This is a genomic window from Megasphaera indica (assembly GCF_046614755.1).
Classification (GTDB): domain Bacteria; phylum Bacillota; class Negativicutes; order Veillonellales; family Megasphaeraceae; genus Megasphaera; species Megasphaera intestinihominis.
Map to the genome: position 1 here is coordinate 74,746 of NZ_JBKKJR010000001.1, position 17,507 is coordinate 92,252.

Annotated in this window: 17 protein-coding genes, 2 tRNA genes and 1 riboswitch; of the genes, 18 read left to right on the plus strand and 1 reads right to left on the minus strand. The window is 53.9% G+C overall.

All coding sequences use genetic code 11. The features are described 5' to 3' along the window. The first annotated feature begins 13 nt into the window (after window positions 1-13). The 8 genes from alaS to ACFCTO_RS00440 all read left to right on the plus strand — a co-directional run bounded on the left by alaS (window position 14) and on the right by ACFCTO_RS00440 (window position 6,877). The gene (alaS, locus tag ACFCTO_RS00405; protein ID WP_499876242.1) at window positions 14-2,614 is read left to right on the plus strand and encodes an alanine--tRNA ligase; all 2,601 of its coding nucleotides are present in this window, start codon (window positions 14-16) and stop codon (window positions 2,612-2,614) included. A 45-nt stretch (window positions 2,615-2,659) separates the two neighbouring features. Beyond that, window positions 2,660-2,920: an IreB family regulatory phosphoprotein gene (locus tag ACFCTO_RS00410; RefSeq protein ID WP_020310502.1), complete on the plus strand. Its 261-nt coding sequence runs from the start codon at window positions 2,660-2,662 to the stop codon at window positions 2,918-2,920. A gap of 7 nt (window positions 2,921-2,927) precedes the next feature. Continuing rightward, window positions 2,928-3,344: a Holliday junction resolvase RuvX gene (gene ruvX / locus ACFCTO_RS00415; protein WP_020310501.1), complete on the plus strand. Its 417-nt coding sequence runs from the start codon at window positions 2,928-2,930 to the stop codon at window positions 3,342-3,344. Window positions 3,345-3,355: 11 nt separating this feature from the next. After that, entirely contained in the window at window positions 3,356-3,628 is a 273-nt protein-coding gene (locus tag ACFCTO_RS00420) for a DUF1292 domain-containing protein (protein WP_292260423.1), read from the plus strand. 198 nt (window positions 3,629-3,826) lie between these two features. Continuing rightward, complete coding sequence (locus tag ACFCTO_RS00425; protein ID WP_499876159.1) at window positions 3,827-4,720, plus strand: LysR family transcriptional regulator; 894 nt, start codon at window positions 3,827-3,829, stop codon at window positions 4,718-4,720. 119 nt (window positions 4,721-4,839) lie between these two features. Next, window positions 4,840-6,045 carry an MFS transporter gene (locus ACFCTO_RS00430; protein WP_499876160.1) on the plus strand — a complete coding sequence of 402 codons (1,206 nt, stop codon included), beginning with the start codon at window positions 4,840-4,842 and terminating at the stop codon, window positions 6,043-6,045. 130 nt (window positions 6,046-6,175) lie between these two features. Continuing rightward, on the plus strand, window positions 6,176-6,727 hold the full coding sequence (locus ACFCTO_RS00435; RefSeq protein WP_299721313.1) for a TlpA family protein disulfide reductase: 552 nt from the start codon (window positions 6,176-6,178) through the stop codon (window positions 6,725-6,727). A 73-nt stretch (window positions 6,728-6,800) separates the two neighbouring features. Continuing rightward, window positions 6,801-6,877 (plus strand) — tRNA-Val (locus ACFCTO_RS00440). A gap of 48 nt (window positions 6,878-6,925) precedes the next feature. Here the strand turns inward: ACFCTO_RS00440 and ACFCTO_RS00445 are convergent. Beyond that, window positions 6,926-7,279, minus strand: a complete 354-nt coding sequence (locus ACFCTO_RS00445; protein ID WP_292300768.1) for a MerR family transcriptional regulator — start codon at window positions 7,277-7,279, stop codon at window positions 6,926-6,928. Window positions 7,280-7,416: 137 nt separating this feature from the next. On the opposite strand from ACFCTO_RS00445, the gene ACFCTO_RS00450 reads away from it, so the two are divergent. The 10 genes from ACFCTO_RS00450 (at window position 7,417) to ACFCTO_RS00495 (ending at window position 17,350) form a co-directional block, all read left to right on the plus strand. Continuing rightward, window positions 7,417-7,493: transfer RNA gene (locus tag ACFCTO_RS00450), tRNA-Val, on the plus strand. A 388-nt stretch (window positions 7,494-7,881) separates the two neighbouring features. Next, a complete protein-coding gene (locus tag ACFCTO_RS00455) occupies window positions 7,882-8,778 on the plus strand; it encodes a Rossmann-like and DUF2520 domain-containing protein (RefSeq protein WP_499876161.1) in 897 nt (298 codons plus the stop codon). Further along, window positions 8,747-9,586, plus strand: coding sequence for a 3-methyl-2-oxobutanoate hydroxymethyltransferase (gene panB, locus ACFCTO_RS00460; RefSeq protein ID WP_499876162.1), 840 nt, complete (start codon window positions 8,747-8,749; stop codon window positions 9,584-9,586). Before ACFCTO_RS00455 ends, panB begins: the two co-directional genes overlap by 32 nt. Window positions 9,587-9,970: 384 nt before the next feature. Beyond that, window positions 9,971-10,792 carry a transketolase gene (locus ACFCTO_RS00465; RefSeq protein ID WP_370842365.1) on the plus strand — a complete coding sequence of 274 codons (822 nt, stop codon included), beginning with the start codon at window positions 9,971-9,973 and terminating at the stop codon, window positions 10,790-10,792. Then, window positions 10,792-11,727 (plus strand): transketolase family protein, encoded by a 936-nt coding sequence (locus tag ACFCTO_RS00470; protein WP_292261441.1) that lies wholly within the window; start codon window positions 10,792-10,794, stop codon window positions 11,725-11,727. Before ACFCTO_RS00465 ends, ACFCTO_RS00470 begins: the two co-directional genes overlap by 1 nt. A gap of 287 nt (window positions 11,728-12,014) precedes the next feature. After that, window positions 12,015-13,466: a nicotinate phosphoribosyltransferase gene (locus tag ACFCTO_RS00475; protein WP_492001103.1), complete on the plus strand. Its 1,452-nt coding sequence runs from the start codon at window positions 12,015-12,017 to the stop codon at window positions 13,464-13,466. Between the two features lie 12 nt (window positions 13,467-13,478). Then, window positions 13,479-14,318: an ADP-ribosylglycohydrolase family protein gene (locus tag ACFCTO_RS00480; RefSeq protein WP_020310492.1), complete on the plus strand. Its 840-nt coding sequence runs from the start codon at window positions 13,479-13,481 to the stop codon at window positions 14,316-14,318. Continuing rightward, window positions 14,287-15,120 carry an ATP-dependent sacrificial sulfur transferase LarE gene (gene larE, locus ACFCTO_RS00485; protein ID WP_292261434.1) on the plus strand — a complete coding sequence of 278 codons (834 nt, stop codon included), beginning with the start codon at window positions 14,287-14,289 and terminating at the stop codon, window positions 15,118-15,120. Before ACFCTO_RS00480 ends, larE begins: the two co-directional genes overlap by 32 nt. A 1-nt stretch (window position 15,121) precedes the next feature. After that, the gene (gene nth / locus ACFCTO_RS00490) at window positions 15,122-15,754 is read left to right on the plus strand and encodes an endonuclease III (RefSeq protein ID WP_292261431.1); all 633 of its coding nucleotides are present in this window, start codon (window positions 15,122-15,124) and stop codon (window positions 15,752-15,754) included. A gap of 78 nt (window positions 15,755-15,832) precedes the next feature. After that, a riboswitch (SAM riboswitch) is annotated at window positions 15,833-15,931 on the plus strand. 96 nt (window positions 15,932-16,027) lie between these two features. Beyond that, window positions 16,028-17,350, plus strand: coding sequence for a branched-chain amino acid transport system II carrier protein (locus ACFCTO_RS00495; protein ID WP_298678091.1), 1,323 nt, complete (start codon window positions 16,028-16,030; stop codon window positions 17,348-17,350). Window positions 17,351-17,507: the final 157 nt, after the last annotated feature.

Consider the following 17,507-nt stretch of genomic DNA (forward strand, 5'->3'; position numbering starts at 1 on the left):
CTATATGAAGTACATGACGGGTAATGAAATCCGCAAAGCCTATTTACAGTTCTTTAAGAGCAAGGAGCACTTGATCCTGCACAGTTTTCCGCTCATTCCGGAAAACGACCCCAGCCTGCTCCTCATCGGCGCCGGCATGGCACCGCTCAAACCATATTTCACGGGTAAGCTCGTACCGCCGTCGTACCGCGTCACGACGAGTCAGAAGTGCATCCGCACTGACGATATCGACAACGTAGGCCGTACGGCCCGTCACCATACGTTCTTTGAAATGCTGGGCAATTTCTCCTTTGGCAACTACTTTAAGAAAGAAGCCATTTCCTGGGCCTGGGAATTCCTGACCAAAGTCCTGGAACTGGATACGGATAAATTGTATGTCACCATCTATCCCGATGACAAAGAAGCCTATGACTACTGGCATAATATGATTGGCCTAGCTGACGAACGGATTTTCAAATTCGACGATAACTTCTGGGAAATCGGCGAAGGTCCGTGCGGTCCGGACAGTGAAATCTTCTATGACCTCGGCCCGGAACGAGGCTGCGGTAAACCGACGTGTACCGTCGGCTGCGACTGCGACCGCTACCTGGAAATCTGGAACCTCGTCTTCACCCAGTACAACCGCACTAAAGACGGCAAGTACGAACCGCTGGCCAAGAAGAACATCGATACGGGCTGCGGTCTGGAACGACTGGCTTCGGTCATCCAGCAGAAAGAATCGAACTTTGAAACGGACCTCATCTTCCCGATCATCGAAAAAGTCATTGCCATTTCCGGCGGCGACTACAATGATCCCCGTCAGAAGATGGCCATGAAGGTCATTGCTGACCATATCCGCGCCATTACCTTCATGATTTCCGATGGCATCCTGCCGTCCAATGAAGGCCGCGGCTACGTCCTGCGCCGTATCCTGCGCCGTGCCGTCCGCTTCGGCCGCCTCCTGGGCATCAAGGACCTCTTCCTGGCAGGTCTCGTCGATACGGTATTGGACATCCTCGGCGATGAATATCCGGAAACGCGGGAACACGAAGCTCTCATCAAACAGATCATCAATACAGAAGAAAAACAGTTCAGCGCTACCCTGGCACAGGGCATGGAACTGCTCAACGATATGATGGCCCATGTGGGCGACGACAAAGTCCTCACTGGCGCTGAAGTCTTCAAACTCTACGATACGTATGGCTTCCCCATGGAACTGACCGAAGAAATCGCCGGTGAACAGGGCTTCAAAGTCGATAAAGACGGCTTCCAGGAAGCCATGAAGGAACAGCAGGAACGGGCCCGCGCTGCCCATACCAAAGTATCGGCCAAAGTCGCTACGCCGGATACGACCAAGCTGGACCAGTCGAAACTGGTCAACGACGAAACGGCTGTCAAAGCGACGATTGCCATGCTCGGCAAGGAAGGCGTCGAAATCAGCGAAGCCCGCGACGGCCAGGAAGTGACGATCATCCTCGACGACAACCCCTTCCATGCCGAAGGCGGCGGTCAGCTCAGCGATACAGGCGTCCTATGTGCTGCTGAAGGCAAGGCACAGGTCACTGATGCCCAGGCTCTGCCCAATGGCCTGGTATACCTCATCGCTGAAATCACTGAAGGCGTCCTCCGCACGGGCGATGCCGTCGATATCGCTGTCGACAAGCAGCGTCATATGAACCTGGCCCGCAACCATACGGCAACACACCTCTTGCAGGCTGCCCTGCGCAAAGTCTTGGGCAATCACGTCAACCAGGCCGGCTCGCTGGTCACACCGGACCACCTGCGTTTCGACTTCACCCATTTCTCGCCGGTCACGCAGGATGAACTGGATAAGATTGAAGCCCTGGTCAACGAAGAAATCCTCAAGGCCGTCCCCGTCACCATCGAAGAAATGGCCCTCGATGCGGCCAAAGAAAAGGGCGCTATGGCCTTGTTCGGTGAAAAATACGGCGATATCGTCCGCGTCGTCTCTGTCGACGACTTCAGCTGTGAACTCTGCGGCGGCTCTCATGTGGCCAACACGTCGGTCATCGGTACGTTCCGCATTACCAGCGAAACCGGGACTGGCTCCGGCGTCCGCCGTATCGAAGCCGTTACCGGTCCGGCTGCCCTCAAGCTGGCTAAGGATGAATCGCAGGAACTGCAGCAGCTGGCAGGCCTCTTGAAAGGCAAGGTCAGCGATGCGCCGGCCAAACTGGAAGCTCTCCTGGCCCAGCTCAAGGATACGGAAAAAGAATTGGCTCAGCTCAAGAAAGATGCAGCCCTGTCCGATATGGACAGCATCCTGGCAGCTAAAGAAGATATCGGCGGCGTTCCTGTCGTCGCAGCCGTCGCTCAGGCTGATTCTATGGATAACCTGCGCGACCTGGCTGATACGGTCCTCGACAAGCTCGGCAGCGGCGTCGTCCTCTTGGGTATGACCCATGGCGATAAAGTCAACTTCGTCTGCAAAGTCGCCAAGAGCGATACCAAGAAAGGCCTCCATGCCGGCAAGATCATCAAAGTTGCTGCTCAGGCAGCTGGCGGCAATGGCGGCGGCCGTCCCGATATGGCCCAGGCCGGCGGCAAGGAACCGGAAAAATTGGGCGATGCTCTTAAAGCCGGTGCCGCAGCCGTACGCGATATGTTAGCATAAATTTTTGGCAGTCATGCCAGTTGAATAAAAAGGATGTGAGTGAACATGGCAGTAAGCGACGAAACGATGATTATGCAAAACCGAAGTGAAGAACAGACCGTTGCATCCATGATTCTGGAAGATGTATATCACGCATTGGAAGAAAAAGGATACAACCCGATTAATCAGATCGTAGGCTATCTCCTGTCCGGTGACCCGACGTATATCACGAGCCACAACAATGCTCGCAGCAATATCCGGCGCATCGAACGAGATGAACTCATCGAAGAATTAGTCCGTTCGTACGTCAAACAGCACAACTTATAGGAGACATATGAGAATTTTAGGACTCGATGTCGGTTCCAAGACCATCGGTGTCGCCTGCAGCGATGCCTTGCTGATTACGGCCCAGGGCGTAGAAACGATCCGCCGTAAATCCGATGAAGCAGACTTTGCCCGTCTGCGCGAACTGATCAAAGAAAAAGAAGTACACCGCATCGTCGTAGGCAAGCCGCGTCATATGAACGGTGACTACAGCGATAATATGAAAAAAATCGAAGAATTCGTCGAACGATTCCAGCAAACCGTCCCGGATATAGACATTGTCTATTGGGATGAACGCCTGACGACCGTTATGGCCCAGAATGTATTAAAGGAAGGCAATGTGCGGCGCGAAAAGCGCAAGCAGTTTGTCGATAAAATGGCAGCAATCCTTATTTTACAGAATTATTTAGACGCTCATGCTCATTAAGGAGGACTACTATGTCGGAAGAAATGAACAACGAATTGGAAGAAGTCATCATCGTGACCGCTACGGATGACCAAGGCAATGAAGTGGAATATCAGGAAGTACAGCGCCTCGACCTCGATGGTAAAGTATTCGCCCTGCTCGTCGAAGTCACGGAAGACGAAGAAGGCGGCGATGCCATCATCGCCCGCGTCGACCAGGAAGACGGCGAAGACGTCTACGTCGCACCGACGGACGAAGAGTTCGACGCAGCCAATGCAAAATTCGATGAACTCTTAGATGAATAAGTGATTGAAGAGAGCGTCACAGGAAGGCTTCTGTCGTCATGTGATGCTCCTTTCTTTATTGTTTGTAGTATGGAGTTTGTAGTTTGTAGAAGTTGGCTTTAAATTTTTTGACATTTGCTGCACACTAAAAACTACAAACTTAAAACTCCAAAAGAGGCTGTCTTAATGCGACAGCCTCTTTTATCATAAGGAGGCCCCATGGATTTACCGTCGATACAGCAGCTGCGGAATTTCGTCATTTACGGGAAGTATGGAAATTTCACGACGGCTGCCAATGCCGCCAACATTACCCAGTCGGCTTTCAGTGCGCAGATGAAGAAACTGGAAGACCTCGTCGGCGTCCGCCTTATCGAGCGCTCGAACAGGGGAAGTCACTTGACGCCGGCTGGCAAGATGTTCTACACGAAAATAGCCCACATTTTAGGTGAATTAGAAGAAGCCATGAGCGAACTGCCAGGGCGGACGGGGAAGACCCAGCCCCTGTCGGTGGGAATCATGCTGTCCTTAGGCGACGTCCACATGAACCGCCACCTCGCTTATTTCCAGGAGCACCACAGCGGCGCTTCTTTCCGGGTCTACAACCTGGAAGTCCGGGAGATGATCCAATGGCTGAAAGACGATAAACTGGATATCGTGTCCCTCTTTTATCTGCCGGCACTGCACCTGGAAGACTACGAGAAGGTCTTTTTTGGCATCGAGAACCTCGTCTATTACGGGCCGAACCTGGATCTGCCGGAACATGCCGTGACGCCTCAATACGTGGCATCCCAGCCGTTGGCGCAATATTCGCCGCAATACGAAATGAATAACTACATCAATCACTATTTCACGGCCCATGCCTGTCCGCCTCAGGAGACGCAGGCCTGGTTCTCCACGCCCTATGCCATGATGAACTATTGCCAGCAGAACCGCATCGGAGCTATCCTGCCGGAACGATTTCTACAGGCCATGGGCATCACCCAGGACTACTGTGAATTGGAACCGCCGCTGCGCCTGCCCTGTTATCTGGTCTATAAGAAGGATAATCCCAAGTACGCGACGATACAGGTCTTCGTCGACTATATCCGCCGCGTGTATCATATCAAAAAATAATGATAAAGGTATCTGCCATCGTAAAAAACGATGACAGGTATCTTTTTTTTGCGTTATACAAGCGGGGAGAGAAGGTGTAGAATCTAGCTTGCAAATACGAAAGGAGCAGTGAATACAGAATGTCGAATCAATCACTTTGGAACAAAGACTTCCTTCTCGACACAGGTATCAATTTTGTAGTCTATCTCATTTATTATTTATTGATGGTTATCATCGCCGTCGTCGCCAAAGACCAGCTGCATGCTTCTCTCGGTGAAGCCGGCCTGGCTTCGGGCATCTTCATCGTCGGCACTTTGCTGGCCCGCTTGCAGTTCGGCAAAGCCATTGAATTGTATGGCCGCCGCAAATCGTTATATGGCGGGATCATCCTTTATTTTGTAACGACGTTATTATATTTTTATATCCCCAATCTCGCTATTCTCTTTGCTATCCGCTTCCTCAACGGCATGGCCTATGGCATCGTCTCGACAGCGACGAACACGATTGTCGCTTCCTGTATTCCTGCCGATAAGCGGGGTGAAGGCATCAACTACTACGGCCTGAGCACCAGCCTGGCCGCTGCCGTCGGACCTTTCCTGGGCATGTTCCTCATCGTCGTCACGAACTTCACCTTTATCATCACCCTCTGCGCCGTCCTCGTCGGCTTGTGCATGATTGGCTGCATCGCCCTCCACATCGACGAAATTACCCTCACGTCTGAACAGGTGGCCAAGATGAAAGCCATGAGCCTCGACAATTACGTCGAATATCGCGTCATGGTCATCTCCATCATCGGTTTCTTCATGGGCTTCGCTTATTCCAGCGTCCTGACCTTCCTGGCTGCTTATGCCCGTGAAATCAACCTGGTCCAGGCCGGCACGTTCTTCTTCGTTGTCTATGCCGTCGTCATCACCATCACCCGTCCGATGACGGGCGTCATCTTCGACCATAAAGGCGAAAATTACGTCCTCTATCCCTGCTACATCTGCCTGGCCATCGGCTTGTTCCTCCTCAGCATCGCCGGTGCTTCGTGGCAGCTTCTCTTATCGGGCGTCTTCGTCGGCCTCGGTTATGGCACGTTCATGTCCAACGGTCAGGCAGTCTGCATCAAACTGACGCCGTCGTACCGCATCAGCGTCGCCCTGTCGACGTACTTCGTCGCCCTCGACCTTGGCATCGGCGTAGGCCCGTATGTCCTCGGCAGCCTCCACGGCCTGCTCACGTTCCCCCAGCTCTATGCCGTCGCTGCTATCGTAGCCATTGCCTGCTTTGCCATGTACTACATTTTCTACGGACGCAAGATTAACCTCATCAACCGGGCCGTCCGCATCTACATCCACGCATAATACGTAATTACAATAGATCCTATCCCCAGATTCGAGGGCTTGTCGTACGACGACAAGCCCTCTTCACGTTGTTAGCCCCTAGCCACGAACCACTTTTTTCAGTTATAATGGATAGAAAAAGGGGGGAGAGATGATAAACATCAAGACGAAAATCCTGGCCGGACTGGCCTGTATCTGTCTGATACTGACGGCCTTTTTCTGGCCTGGCAAAGAAGAAGATGCCTATAGTTCCGACGTTGTCAGGGAAGCGGAAGACGTGAGCGAGCGGGAAACGGAAATGCTGGCACCTGATGAGGTCCTGCAGGCTCCCGATGGAAGGGACATACGCTTGCAGGCCCTGTATAACCAAAAGCCGGTCTGTCTCTTTTTCTGGGCATCCTGGAGCAGCTACAGCCTGCGCCAGCTGGCCATCCTGGAAAAGGCCTGTGCCCAGTACGGCCAGGATGTCTATTTCGTGACCATCCCCGTCGGACCGGATACAGCAGATAGCCGGGCCTATATCCACCAGCAGGGATATGCCCTGCCCGTATACAGCACACAGAAACAGATGCTCCATGACTATGGCGTCCATCAGGTACCGCAGCTTATCTTCATCGCCTGCGGCGGCCAGATGACGCGCCCCTTTAATACCGTATTGAATGAGCGCCAGGTGACATACGAAATCAAAAAAATGCTGAAATAATTTTCCCATACCCCTTGCCAAATAGGGAAAAGTAAGTTATAATAAACAAGTCGCACAGAGAAGTACAAAATATGGGCGGTTAGCTCAGTTGGTTAGAGTATCTCGTTGACATCGAGGGGGTCGATGGTTCGAATCCATTATCGCCCACCATATTGTGTGCAAAAAGGACTTGTCATATGATGACAAGTCCTTTTTCTATCAAAACTTCCCTTCATCGTACAGTTTGATTTTCCAGTTCAAGTGCTGCAGGGCTTCCTGGATATCTTTTTGACGGCTTTCCAGGTGGTCCCGTTCGTCAACCAGGATTTGACGGCGTGCTGCGCGGGTCGCATCGCCTTGCTGAAAGAGTTCCATGTATCGCGACAGGCCGTCGATGGAAACGCTGGCAGCGCGCATACATTTGATGAAGGCGATGGTGTCGCAGTTTTCCTCGGTATAATCGCGGACGCCGTTCTTATCGCGCGGGACATGGCGGATGAGTCCGATTTTTTCGTAGTAGCGCAGCGTGTCCGGCGAAAGATGGAACTTTTCACTGACATCTTTTATCTTCAAAGCAATCCCTCCTTGCCTTTATTATACTGGCTGGAGTGGAGTTCAAGTCAATAGGGGAAAAAATATTTAAAAATAGACTTGCCAAAATAGGAGAAGTAAGTTATAATAAACGAGTCGCACAAAGAAATACGAAATATGGGCGGTTAGCTCAGTTGGTTAGAGTATCTCGTTGACATCGAGGGGGTCGATGGTTCGAATCCATTACCGCCCACCATATTGTGTGTGAAAAAAGAGCTGTCTTTATAGACAGCTCTTTTTTTGTGGCTAGTGGCTAGTTGTTCGTGGCTAGTACTTAGTGCTTTTACGAGCCACGAACCACGAGCTACGAGCCACGAACCACGAGCTACGAACCACGAACCACGAACTACTATCATATTCTATTCCTAAAAGTTATTGGTAAAAGTTTCACAAATGTAGTATCCTGTACATGTGATTCGGGTTGGACGGAATCTTTTGGGATCCGTACCGTAAAAAATCCGGGTCAACTATTATCATAATTTCATAGCATATCGCTTGGATCGAAAGACCGGGACGAATTCTTGTAAACGTAGGCTTTTTACGCGCATTCCCGGGAGGAGTGCGCTTTTTTTGAGGGAGTTATCATGCGTTTAGGTATTATCGGCGCCGGCAGAGTCGGCGCTTCTTTTGTATTAGCTTTTCCTTCTGATGTCGAAGGAATCCTTTGTTCCACAGAAGAACATACACGTCAAATGGCCCGCCGCCTCCATGCTGCTGCCTATACCGACGGTGCTGAACTCGCACGGCACTGCGATGTCCTCCTGCTCACAGTACGCGACGATGCCCTGGCTCCCGTTAGCCGGGAATTGGCCGCTTCCCTGACAGGGGATGCGCTGCCGCCTCAGACCTGTATATTTCACTGCAGTGGGGCTATGGATTTATCGCCTCTTGAGCCCCTTTCACGGTTGGGGTATCCTGTCGGCAGCCTTCATCCGCTGCAAAGCTTTGCCGAACCTTCGGCAGACCGCCTGAAGGGAATCTACATGGCCGTCGATGGTGATGAACGGGCCAAGGCCGTTGCGGCAGATCTGGTCCGGACTTTGGGCAGTACGCCTTTTTTCGTACCCCCTGAAGACCGCATGCTCTATCATGCTGCGGCCTGCTTCTGCTCCAACTACGTCGTGACAGCCCTGGCCATTGCCCAGAAGCTCATGAGCCGCTGGATCGGCAGTGCCGGCGCTGCATCCCAGGCGCTGCGGCCCCTCGTCGAAGGGACGATGGACAATGTCCGCCAGCGTCCGCTGTGGCAGACGGCTTTGACCGGCCCTGTGTCCCGCGGAGATGCCGGGACCGTTGCCAAACACCTGGCCGTCATGCCGGAGAAATGGCTCCGGCCCTATTGTGCTTTTGGCTGCGCCGCTGCAGACTTAGCCTTAGAAAACGAAACGATTACAGAAAAACAGCATGACACGCTGACAAGAATCCTTGCGATGGCGGAAGGAGTTCACCATGAACAAGAAAGTAACCAATCTGACCATTAAGAAAATGAAACAGGAAGGCATGCCGATTTCCATGATTACGGCCTATGATTACATCATGGCCCAGAACGTCGATGAAGCCGGTATCGACATGATCCTTGTCGGCGATTCCCTGGGCAATGTCGTCATGGGTCATACGTCGACACTGCCTGTGACCATGGAAGATATGATCCACCATACGGCGGCTGTCGTCCGCGGCGTCAAACGGGCTCTGGTCGTCGGCGACATGCCCTTCATGAGCTATCAGGAAAGCACCCAGCAGGCCCTGCACAATGCCGGCCGGCTCATGAAAGAAACGGGCTGCGATGCCGTCAAGCTCGAAGGTGGCGCCAGTGTCTGCGAAGCCGTCAAAGCCATGACGACGGCCGGTATCCCCGTCGTCGGCCACATCGGCCTGACGCCGCAGTCCGTCCATCAGCTCGGCGGCTTCCGCGTCCAGGGCAAGAACAGCGAAATGGCTAAGCAACTGATTGCCGACGCCTTGAAGCTGGAAGAAGCCGGCGCCTTCGCCATCACATTGGAATGTGTCCCGACAGATATCGCCACGGAAATCACCAAAGCCCTGCATACGGCGGCTACCATCGGCATCGGGGCTGGCAACGGCACCGATGGCCAGGTCCTGGTCTGCACGGACCTCCTAGGCATGAGCAATGACTTCCGCCCGAAATTCGTCAAGACCTATGCCGATCTCCATCAGACCATCGTCGATGCCGTAGGCCGGTACATCCACGACGTCAAGGACCGCAGCTTCCCCGACGAAGCCCACGGCTTCGCCGTAGACCCGGAAGTCGTCAAAGCCATGAAAGAATAGGGGGAGGCAGCCGTTAGCAGTTAGCGTTGTAGGGGCTCGCACGTGGCGAGCCCGCCAGGTATATGTGAGATACTAATGAACCGGATTTGCTTGAACGGGCGCCCCACGTGGTCGCCCCTACAGAAAAAGGGCTTGCCGTCGTGCGACAAGCCCTTTTTATACCATTTATTTATATTATGGAAGCACGTCTTGCTATACAGTCATGAAGCATATCCAGATGGTATATTCTGTTTGACTTGTGTATATAATCATTGTACAATAAACTCAAGAAATGGAAACGAACAAAAGAGGTCGTATGTCCGAACGCACGCGTATCGCCGCCAGACATAAACGGGGGTATGCGGCGTTTTTTTCTTGACGGCCTGACATAGGAGGCTATGCTTCATGAAGCATGATCTACATGACGTGTGTACGCAGATACGGCGGGATACGGTGCGATCCATTTACCGTGCCGGTTCCGGTCATCCTGGCAGCTCTCTATCGGCTGTCGAAATCATGGCCACACTTTATTTTACAGATGTCTTTACCTGTTTTCCTGACCGGCCCCATGCGCCGGAACGGGACCGTTTTGTCTTATCCAAGGGCCATGCGGCCCCAGCTTATTACAGCATTTTGGCCCATAAGGGCTATTTGCCCCTGGCCTTGCTCGATACGCTGCGGACGGTTGGCAGTGCCCTCCAGGGCCATCCCAATTTGGAAAAACTGCCCTGTCTCGACTGCGCTGTCGGCTCTTTAGGCCAAGGCCTGTCCATTGCCAACGGCATTGCCCTGGCCTTGAAACTGCGCCATGAAACACCGGAAGTCTTCTGTCTCATCGGCGATGGGGAACAGCAGGAAGGCCAGATTTGGGAAGCTGCCGCTTTTGCCTCACAGCACCATTTGGACAATGTTTGTCTGATTGTCGATTGCAATGGCCTGCAGCTCGTCGATTCCTTGGTGTCGATCAAGAATATGGAACCGATAGATGCGAAATGGGAAAGTTTCGGCTGGCATGTCCTCCGCGTGGATGGCCACGATACAGATGCCCTGTACGACGCTTATGGCGCTGCCAAGGCCTATCGCGGCAAGCCGACGGTCATCCTGGCCCATACGGTCAAGGGGAAGGGTGTATCATATATGGAAAATCAAGCGAAATGGCACGGTGCGGCGCCGGATGAAGCCCAGTACCGCCTGGCCATGGATGAACTGACAACGGAGGTGCCGTAATGGAACGAGTACCGATGCGCGACGGCTATGGGAAGGCCCTGCTGGAACTGTGCCGCCTTCACGACGATGTCCTCGTCCTCGATGCGGACGTCGCCAAATCGACGCGGACCGAATGGATCCGCCAGGAATATCCTGAAAAATATATCAATGTCGGCATATCGGAACAAGACCTGGTCGGTACGGCAGCCGGCCTGTCGCTGACGGGCTTCGTCCCCTTCATTTCGACATACGGCGTCTTTTTGACAGGCCGGGCGTGGGGACAGATACGCAATACGGTCTGTTATAATAATCTCAACGTCAAGCTCGGCGGCGCCCATGCCGGCATTTCCGTCGGCCCTGACGGCGCTACCCATCAGGCTCTGGAGGACATCGCCCTCATGCGGGTCATTCCCCATATGATGGTCATTACGCCTTGTGACTGGTGGGAAACGTATAAGGCGACGATGGCCGTCTATGATATCAAAGGGCCGTCATATGTCCGCTTTGGCCGCAATCCGGCGCCCGTCGTCACCGATAAGGATACGCCTTTTGACCTCTATAAGGCGGCCATCTTCCGGGATGGGAGTGATGTGACCCTCTTCGCCAACGGCCTCATGGTCCATGAAGCCCTGACGGCGGCGGATGAACTGGCCCGGGAAGGTATTTCGGCCCGCGTCGTCAACATCCACACGGTCAAACCGCTGGACCTGGATACGGTCTGTACTTGTGCGGCTGAAACGGGGGCCGTCGTCGTCTGTGAAGAACATCAAATCATGGGCGGTCTGGGAGGGGCCATCTGCGAAGCCCTGGCCCAGCACTGCTGTGTCCCAGTAGAACTCGTCGGCATCCAGGACCGCTTCGGCGAATCGGGGAAACCGGATGATCTCCTGAAAGCCTATAATCTCTCGGCCAGCGACGTCATCCAGGCCGTCCATAACGTGTTGAAGAGAAAGTAAAGTGGCTCGTGGTTCGTGGTTCGTGACTCGCAGCCTCCCCTTGAGAGGGGAGGTGGCCTGAAAGGCCGGAGAGGTTAAATTTAACACCATCCGCTAACAATGGACCAGAAAGGGCCGCCCTTTGGGACGGCCCCTACGATGAAATAGGCTGTCGTACGTGCGACAGCCTATTTTGTCATGCTAAGTCCGTATAGAATTTTTCGATGTATGCAAAATCGGTAATTCGTTGTTCCTTTATCGTTAACTGATGTATAATAGGAATAACTACTTTTTGGAGGCGAGTTATCTTGTATACGAAAGCGTTATTGACCGACCTGTACCAGTTGACCATGATGCAGGGCTTATTTTTTGAAGGCAAGCACGAACAGCAATGCGTGTTTGACCGCTATTACCGGACCAATCCCTTCCAGGGGGGCTATACGGTCGTGGCCGGGCTGGAACATCTCATCGATTATGTACACAATATACATTTCAGTGACGACGACCTGGCCTATCTGAAGAGCACCGGTTTTTTCCAGGACAAATTCCTCGATTACCTGAAAGACCTGCGCTTTACGGGCGACATCTATGCCATGCCCGAAGGGACCGTCGCCTTTCCTCAGGAAGTGCTCCTGCGCGTCCAGACCAAGAAGGACGAAGCCTTACTGTTAGAAACGTGCATGTCCATGATCATGAACCATGAAAGCCTCATTGCCACCAAGGCTCGCCGCGTCCGGACGGTGGCTGGTAAGGACAACCTCATGGAATTCGGCCTGCGCCGGGCCCAGGGGAAATCGGCCGGTGTTTACGGCGCCCGTTCGGCCATGATCGGCGGCTTTAACGGGACCAGCAACGTCCTGGCTGGCGCCAAATTCGGCATGCCCGTCTTAGGGACCATGGCTCACAGCTGGGTCATGAGCTTCTCGTCGGAACTGGAAGCTTTCCGCGCCTATGCCCGCCAGTACCCGAACAACCTCATCCTCCTGGCCGATACATATAATACGCTGAAACAGGGCGTCCCCGATGCCATTACGATCTTCAAGGAAATGAAGGCTGCCGGCACCCTGCCCAAGGCTTATGGTATCCGCCTGGATAGCGGCGACCTGGCTTATTTATCGAAAGAAGCCCATAAGATGTTTGCCGATGCAGGCTTCCCAGATGCCATCATTGCGGCCTCGAATGACCTCGATGAAAACCTCATTTCCGAATTGAAAGCCCAGGGCTGCGCCATCAACTCCTGGGGCGTCGGCACGAACTTGATTACGGCCAAGGACAGTCCGTCCCTGGGCGGCGTCTTCAAACTCGTCGGCCAGTATGACGATGGGAAATTCGTGCCGAAGATCAAGATGAGCGACAATGCCGAAAAGATTTCCAATCCGGGCCTGAAGAACGTCCTGCGCATTTACGATAAAGATACGGGGAAAATGAAAGCTGACATCATCATCCTCGAAGGTGAAAGCATCGACGAATCGAAAGACCTGCTCCTCCAGAGCGATAAAGCACCGTGGCGCTCGCGGACGATTCCTGGCGGGACTTACCGTGTCCAGAAGATGCTCGTCCCCATTTTCCAGAAAGGCGAACTGGTCTATCAGAAACCGGACCTCAAAACCATCATGGCCTATGCAGACCAGCAGATCCAGACTTTGTGGCCCGAATACCTGCGCCTGGTCAACCCGGAAGAAATGTGGGTCCAGCGCAGCAGCAAGCTGTCAGCTTTGCGCGATAAAGTCTTGAAAGAAGAATCGGCTCATTTCTTTTAGGGAGATGATTCCATGAAGGGAGCTATCATCGGCGATATTGCCGGCTCCATCTATGAATTCGATGAAACAGCGGAATCCCTGGATTTTCCTTTATTTGTTAAAAACAGCCGTTTTACTGATGATACGGTGACGACTGTAGCCGTAGCGGCAGCCCTGATGGAGGGGAAGGCATCCTGCTGCGGCTATATCGAACCCTTGCGGCGCCAGCTCCGCTACTGGTGCCGGAAATATCCCGACGCCGGTTTTGGCGGCCTGTTCCGCCGCTGGTTCCTGGCCGACGAGGCACCGGCTTACGGCAGCTATGGCAATGGGGCGGCTATGCGCGTCAGCCCGGCCGGCTGGATTGCCGATACTCTGGAGGAAGCCCAGGCGCTGGCAGAGCTGACAGCCGTCGTCAGCCATGACCATCCCCAAGCCATCAAGGGTGCCATTGCCGTGGCGTCGGCTATCTTCCTGGCCCGGCAGGGGAAGGAGAAAGAGGCGATTGCCGCATATCTGCGGTCGCATTTCTATGATCTGTCCCGGACACTGGCCCAGATACGGCCGTCTTATGGCTTTACCTGTACGACGGACGATAGTGTGCCAGAAGCCATCGAATGTTTCCTGGAAGGGACGGACTATGAAGATACGATCCGCAAGGCGATTTGGCTCAACGGCGATACGGATACGCAGGCAGCCATTGCCGGCAGCATTGCCGAAGCCTATTATGGCGTGCCCGATGCCTTGTGGCAGCAGGCCCTGCCATATGTCGGTGACGAAGAAATGAAGGGCGTCATTCGACAGTTCTATGAAAACTATATTGGTTCGAGGGGGAACTCTTTTGATTTCAACAGAGACAAGCAAGAAATATGAAAAACTCCAGCAGATCTTAAAGGACATGGGCAGTGTCGTCGTCGGCTTTTCCGGCGGCGTCGACAGCACCTTCCTGACCTATGCGGCTCACCAGGCTCTGGGGGACCGGGTCCTGGCCGTGACGGCCGTTTCGGCGACCCTGCCGGGCAGTGAAGCGGCTGATGCCAAGGCCATGGCCAAGGTCATCGGCGTCGAACACCGCCTGGTCCATTCGACGGAATTCGAGGACCCGGACTTCGTCCAGAATCCGCCAGATCGCTGCTATATCTGCAAGAAAATACGCTTTACGTCGCTCGTGGCCCTGGCCAAGGCCGAAGGCTATCAGTGGGTCGTCGACGGGGGGAATGTCGATGACCTCGGTGATTACCGGCCGGGTATGAAAGCCCTGCAGGAATTATCCGACGCCGTCCGCAGCCCGATGATCGAAGCGGGCCTGGCCAAGGCGGATATCCGGGCTTTGTCGAAGGAATTCGGCCTCCAGACCTGGAATAAGCAGAGTGCCGCCTGCCTGGCCAGCCGCGTCCCGTATGGCGTGGAACTGACGCCGCACCGCCTGGCTCAGATCGATGCGGCCGAAGCCGCCGTAGCGCCTTACGTCCAGGGCTCCCTGCGCGTCCGCTATCACGGCGATGTAGCCCGCATCGAAGTCGCCGTCGATGAAATCCCGTCGGTCCTGGCCCATCGGGAGGAAATCGTCCGGGCCATCAAGGATACGGGCTTTACGTACGTCACCCTCGATTTGGGCGGCTATGAAATGGGCAGCCTGAACGACGTAATCCATACTGATGAGGAAGTAAAGTGATATGGCTATTTCAAAGAAAATAAAAGATGAAATGCTGCAGCGGTTCCAGGACCAGTACGGTATCATGAAACCGGCTCTGCACTATAATTCTCCTTTTGAATTGATGATTGCCGTCATCTTGTCGGCCCAATGTACGGACGAACGGGTCAATATCGTGACGGCCGGCATGTTCCCGGAATATAACACGCCGGAAAAGATGCTGACCCTGGGGACGGCGGGACTGGAAGAAAAGATACGGACCTGCGGCCTCTATCGCAGCAAGGCCAAGAATATCCTGGCCAACTGTGCCATCCTTTGTGAAAAATATCATGGCCAAGTGCCGCAGACTTTCGATGAGCTGGTGAAACTGCCCGGCGTCGGCCGCAAGACGGCCAATGTCCTGGTCAGTATCTTGTTCAATACGCCGGCCATTGCTGTTGATACCCACGTCTTCCGCGTGTCCAACCGTCTGCAGCTGGCCCAAGGGACGACGCCGCTGGAAGTCGAAAAGGGCCTGCAGAAGGCCATTCCCAAGGAATGGTGGAGCCGGGCCCATCATTGGCTCATCTGGCATGGCCGCCGGGTCTGCAAAGCCCGCAAGCCTTTATGCGATAACTGCTTTTTGGCTGACCTTTGTCCCAGTTGTCAGAAGTAAAACGTTAAATCAAAATAAATACATTGACAAGTCGTTAAAAATTTTATAAAATAACACCAATACAGACAAATTTCATAAGTTATATCGAGAGCAGCTGAGGGACGGGCCCGATGACGCTGCGGCAACCTGCCTACGGTAAGGTGCCAATTCCTACAGGCTATTCCTGAAAGATATCATTATGACTGAGGCGCAGCTTGGAGGCAGCGCCTCTTTTCTTTTGGCGTATTATGTACTTATTTTCACATCATTCAATCATTCTTAGGGGGTATTTTCATGAACAACAACTCTTCTGGCGGCAAGGCTATCCGGGGGCTGGATGTGCTCATCCTGGGATTCGCCTTCTTTGCCACCTATTTTGGCGCCGGCAATTTGATTTTCCCGCCCCAGCTCGGTTTGAACAGCGGCAGCGATTTCCTGTCCGGCCTGGCTGGCCTGACCCTTTCGGGTATTTTTCTTCCTATCTTCACGCTCATCGTCATCGGCCTCAACGGCGACGTCCACTCCATTACTGAACGGGTAGGGAAGAATACGTATAACGTCCTCCTGGCAGCCCTCATGCTGGTCTGTACCTTCGTTTCCATTCCCCGTACGTGTGCGACGGCCATCCAGCTCGGCATCCAGGGCAACCTGCCGGCAGCACCGTTCATCCCGCTGGTCATCGCCTATTTCGTCATCAGCTTCTTCTTCGTTGCCGACCAGAACAACGTCATGGACCGCATGGGCAAATACCTGACGCCGCTCCTGGCCCTAATCCTGGTCATCGTCGCCTTCGTCGGCATCTTCAATCCACTGGGGACGCCCGTCGCTCCGGCTGTGGACCATCCCTTCGTCAATGCCTTCCTCGGCGGCTATAATACGGGCGACGTCCTGGTCAGCTTCATCATGGCCGCTGTCTTCATCAGCTCCATTTACGGCAAGGGCTATACGACCGTCGGCCAGCGCAATAAAGTGCTCATCTACTGCGGCATCGTTTCCTTCGTCCTGCTGCTCATTATCTACGGCAGCCTGCTCTACATGGGCGCCTGTGTCAGTGGTGACTATGCGCAGAACATCGGCCGTGCGGAACTCCTGGTCGCCATCATCCAGCGCGTCGGCACGTGGGTCATGGTTCCCATGGGCATCGCCGTCGTCCTGGCCTGCCTGACGACAGCCATCGGTCAGATTGCCGCCGTTGCCGAATTCACCAGCACGGCTACGGGCAACCGCATCAGCTATAAACAAGTCGCCGTCGCCTGCTGCATCTTGTCGGCCCTGACGGCCCTCCTCGGCGTCGACGGTATCGTCACCTACATCGGCTGGATTTTCGGCGTCTGCTATCCGCCGTGCCTGGCCCTCCTGGTCTTGGGCATCATCGGCCGCTTCATGCCCAATAACGGTGCTTACAAGGGCTCTGTCTACCTGGTCACGATCTTCGCCCTTTTGGAATCCCTGCCGGGCCTGAGCAGCCTGGGCTTTGCTAAAGCCATCGTCGCCGCTACGCCCCTGTCCACATACGGTTTCGGCTGGATCGTGCCCTTCATCATCGGCCTCATCGGTGGCTCCATCATCGGCCATTTCGTATCCGCCTCAGAACCCGTAGAAGCCGAAGCGAAATAAGATAGTTTGTGGTATGGAGTCTGTAGGGGCGCCACGTGGGCGCCCCTACTAGCCACTAAAAATAGACTGCCTTTTAGGCAGTCTATTTTTTTCCCGACTTGCATAATCAATGACTTATCTCTATAATTAAAGAATAATCTCGAGTAAAAGGGGGTAA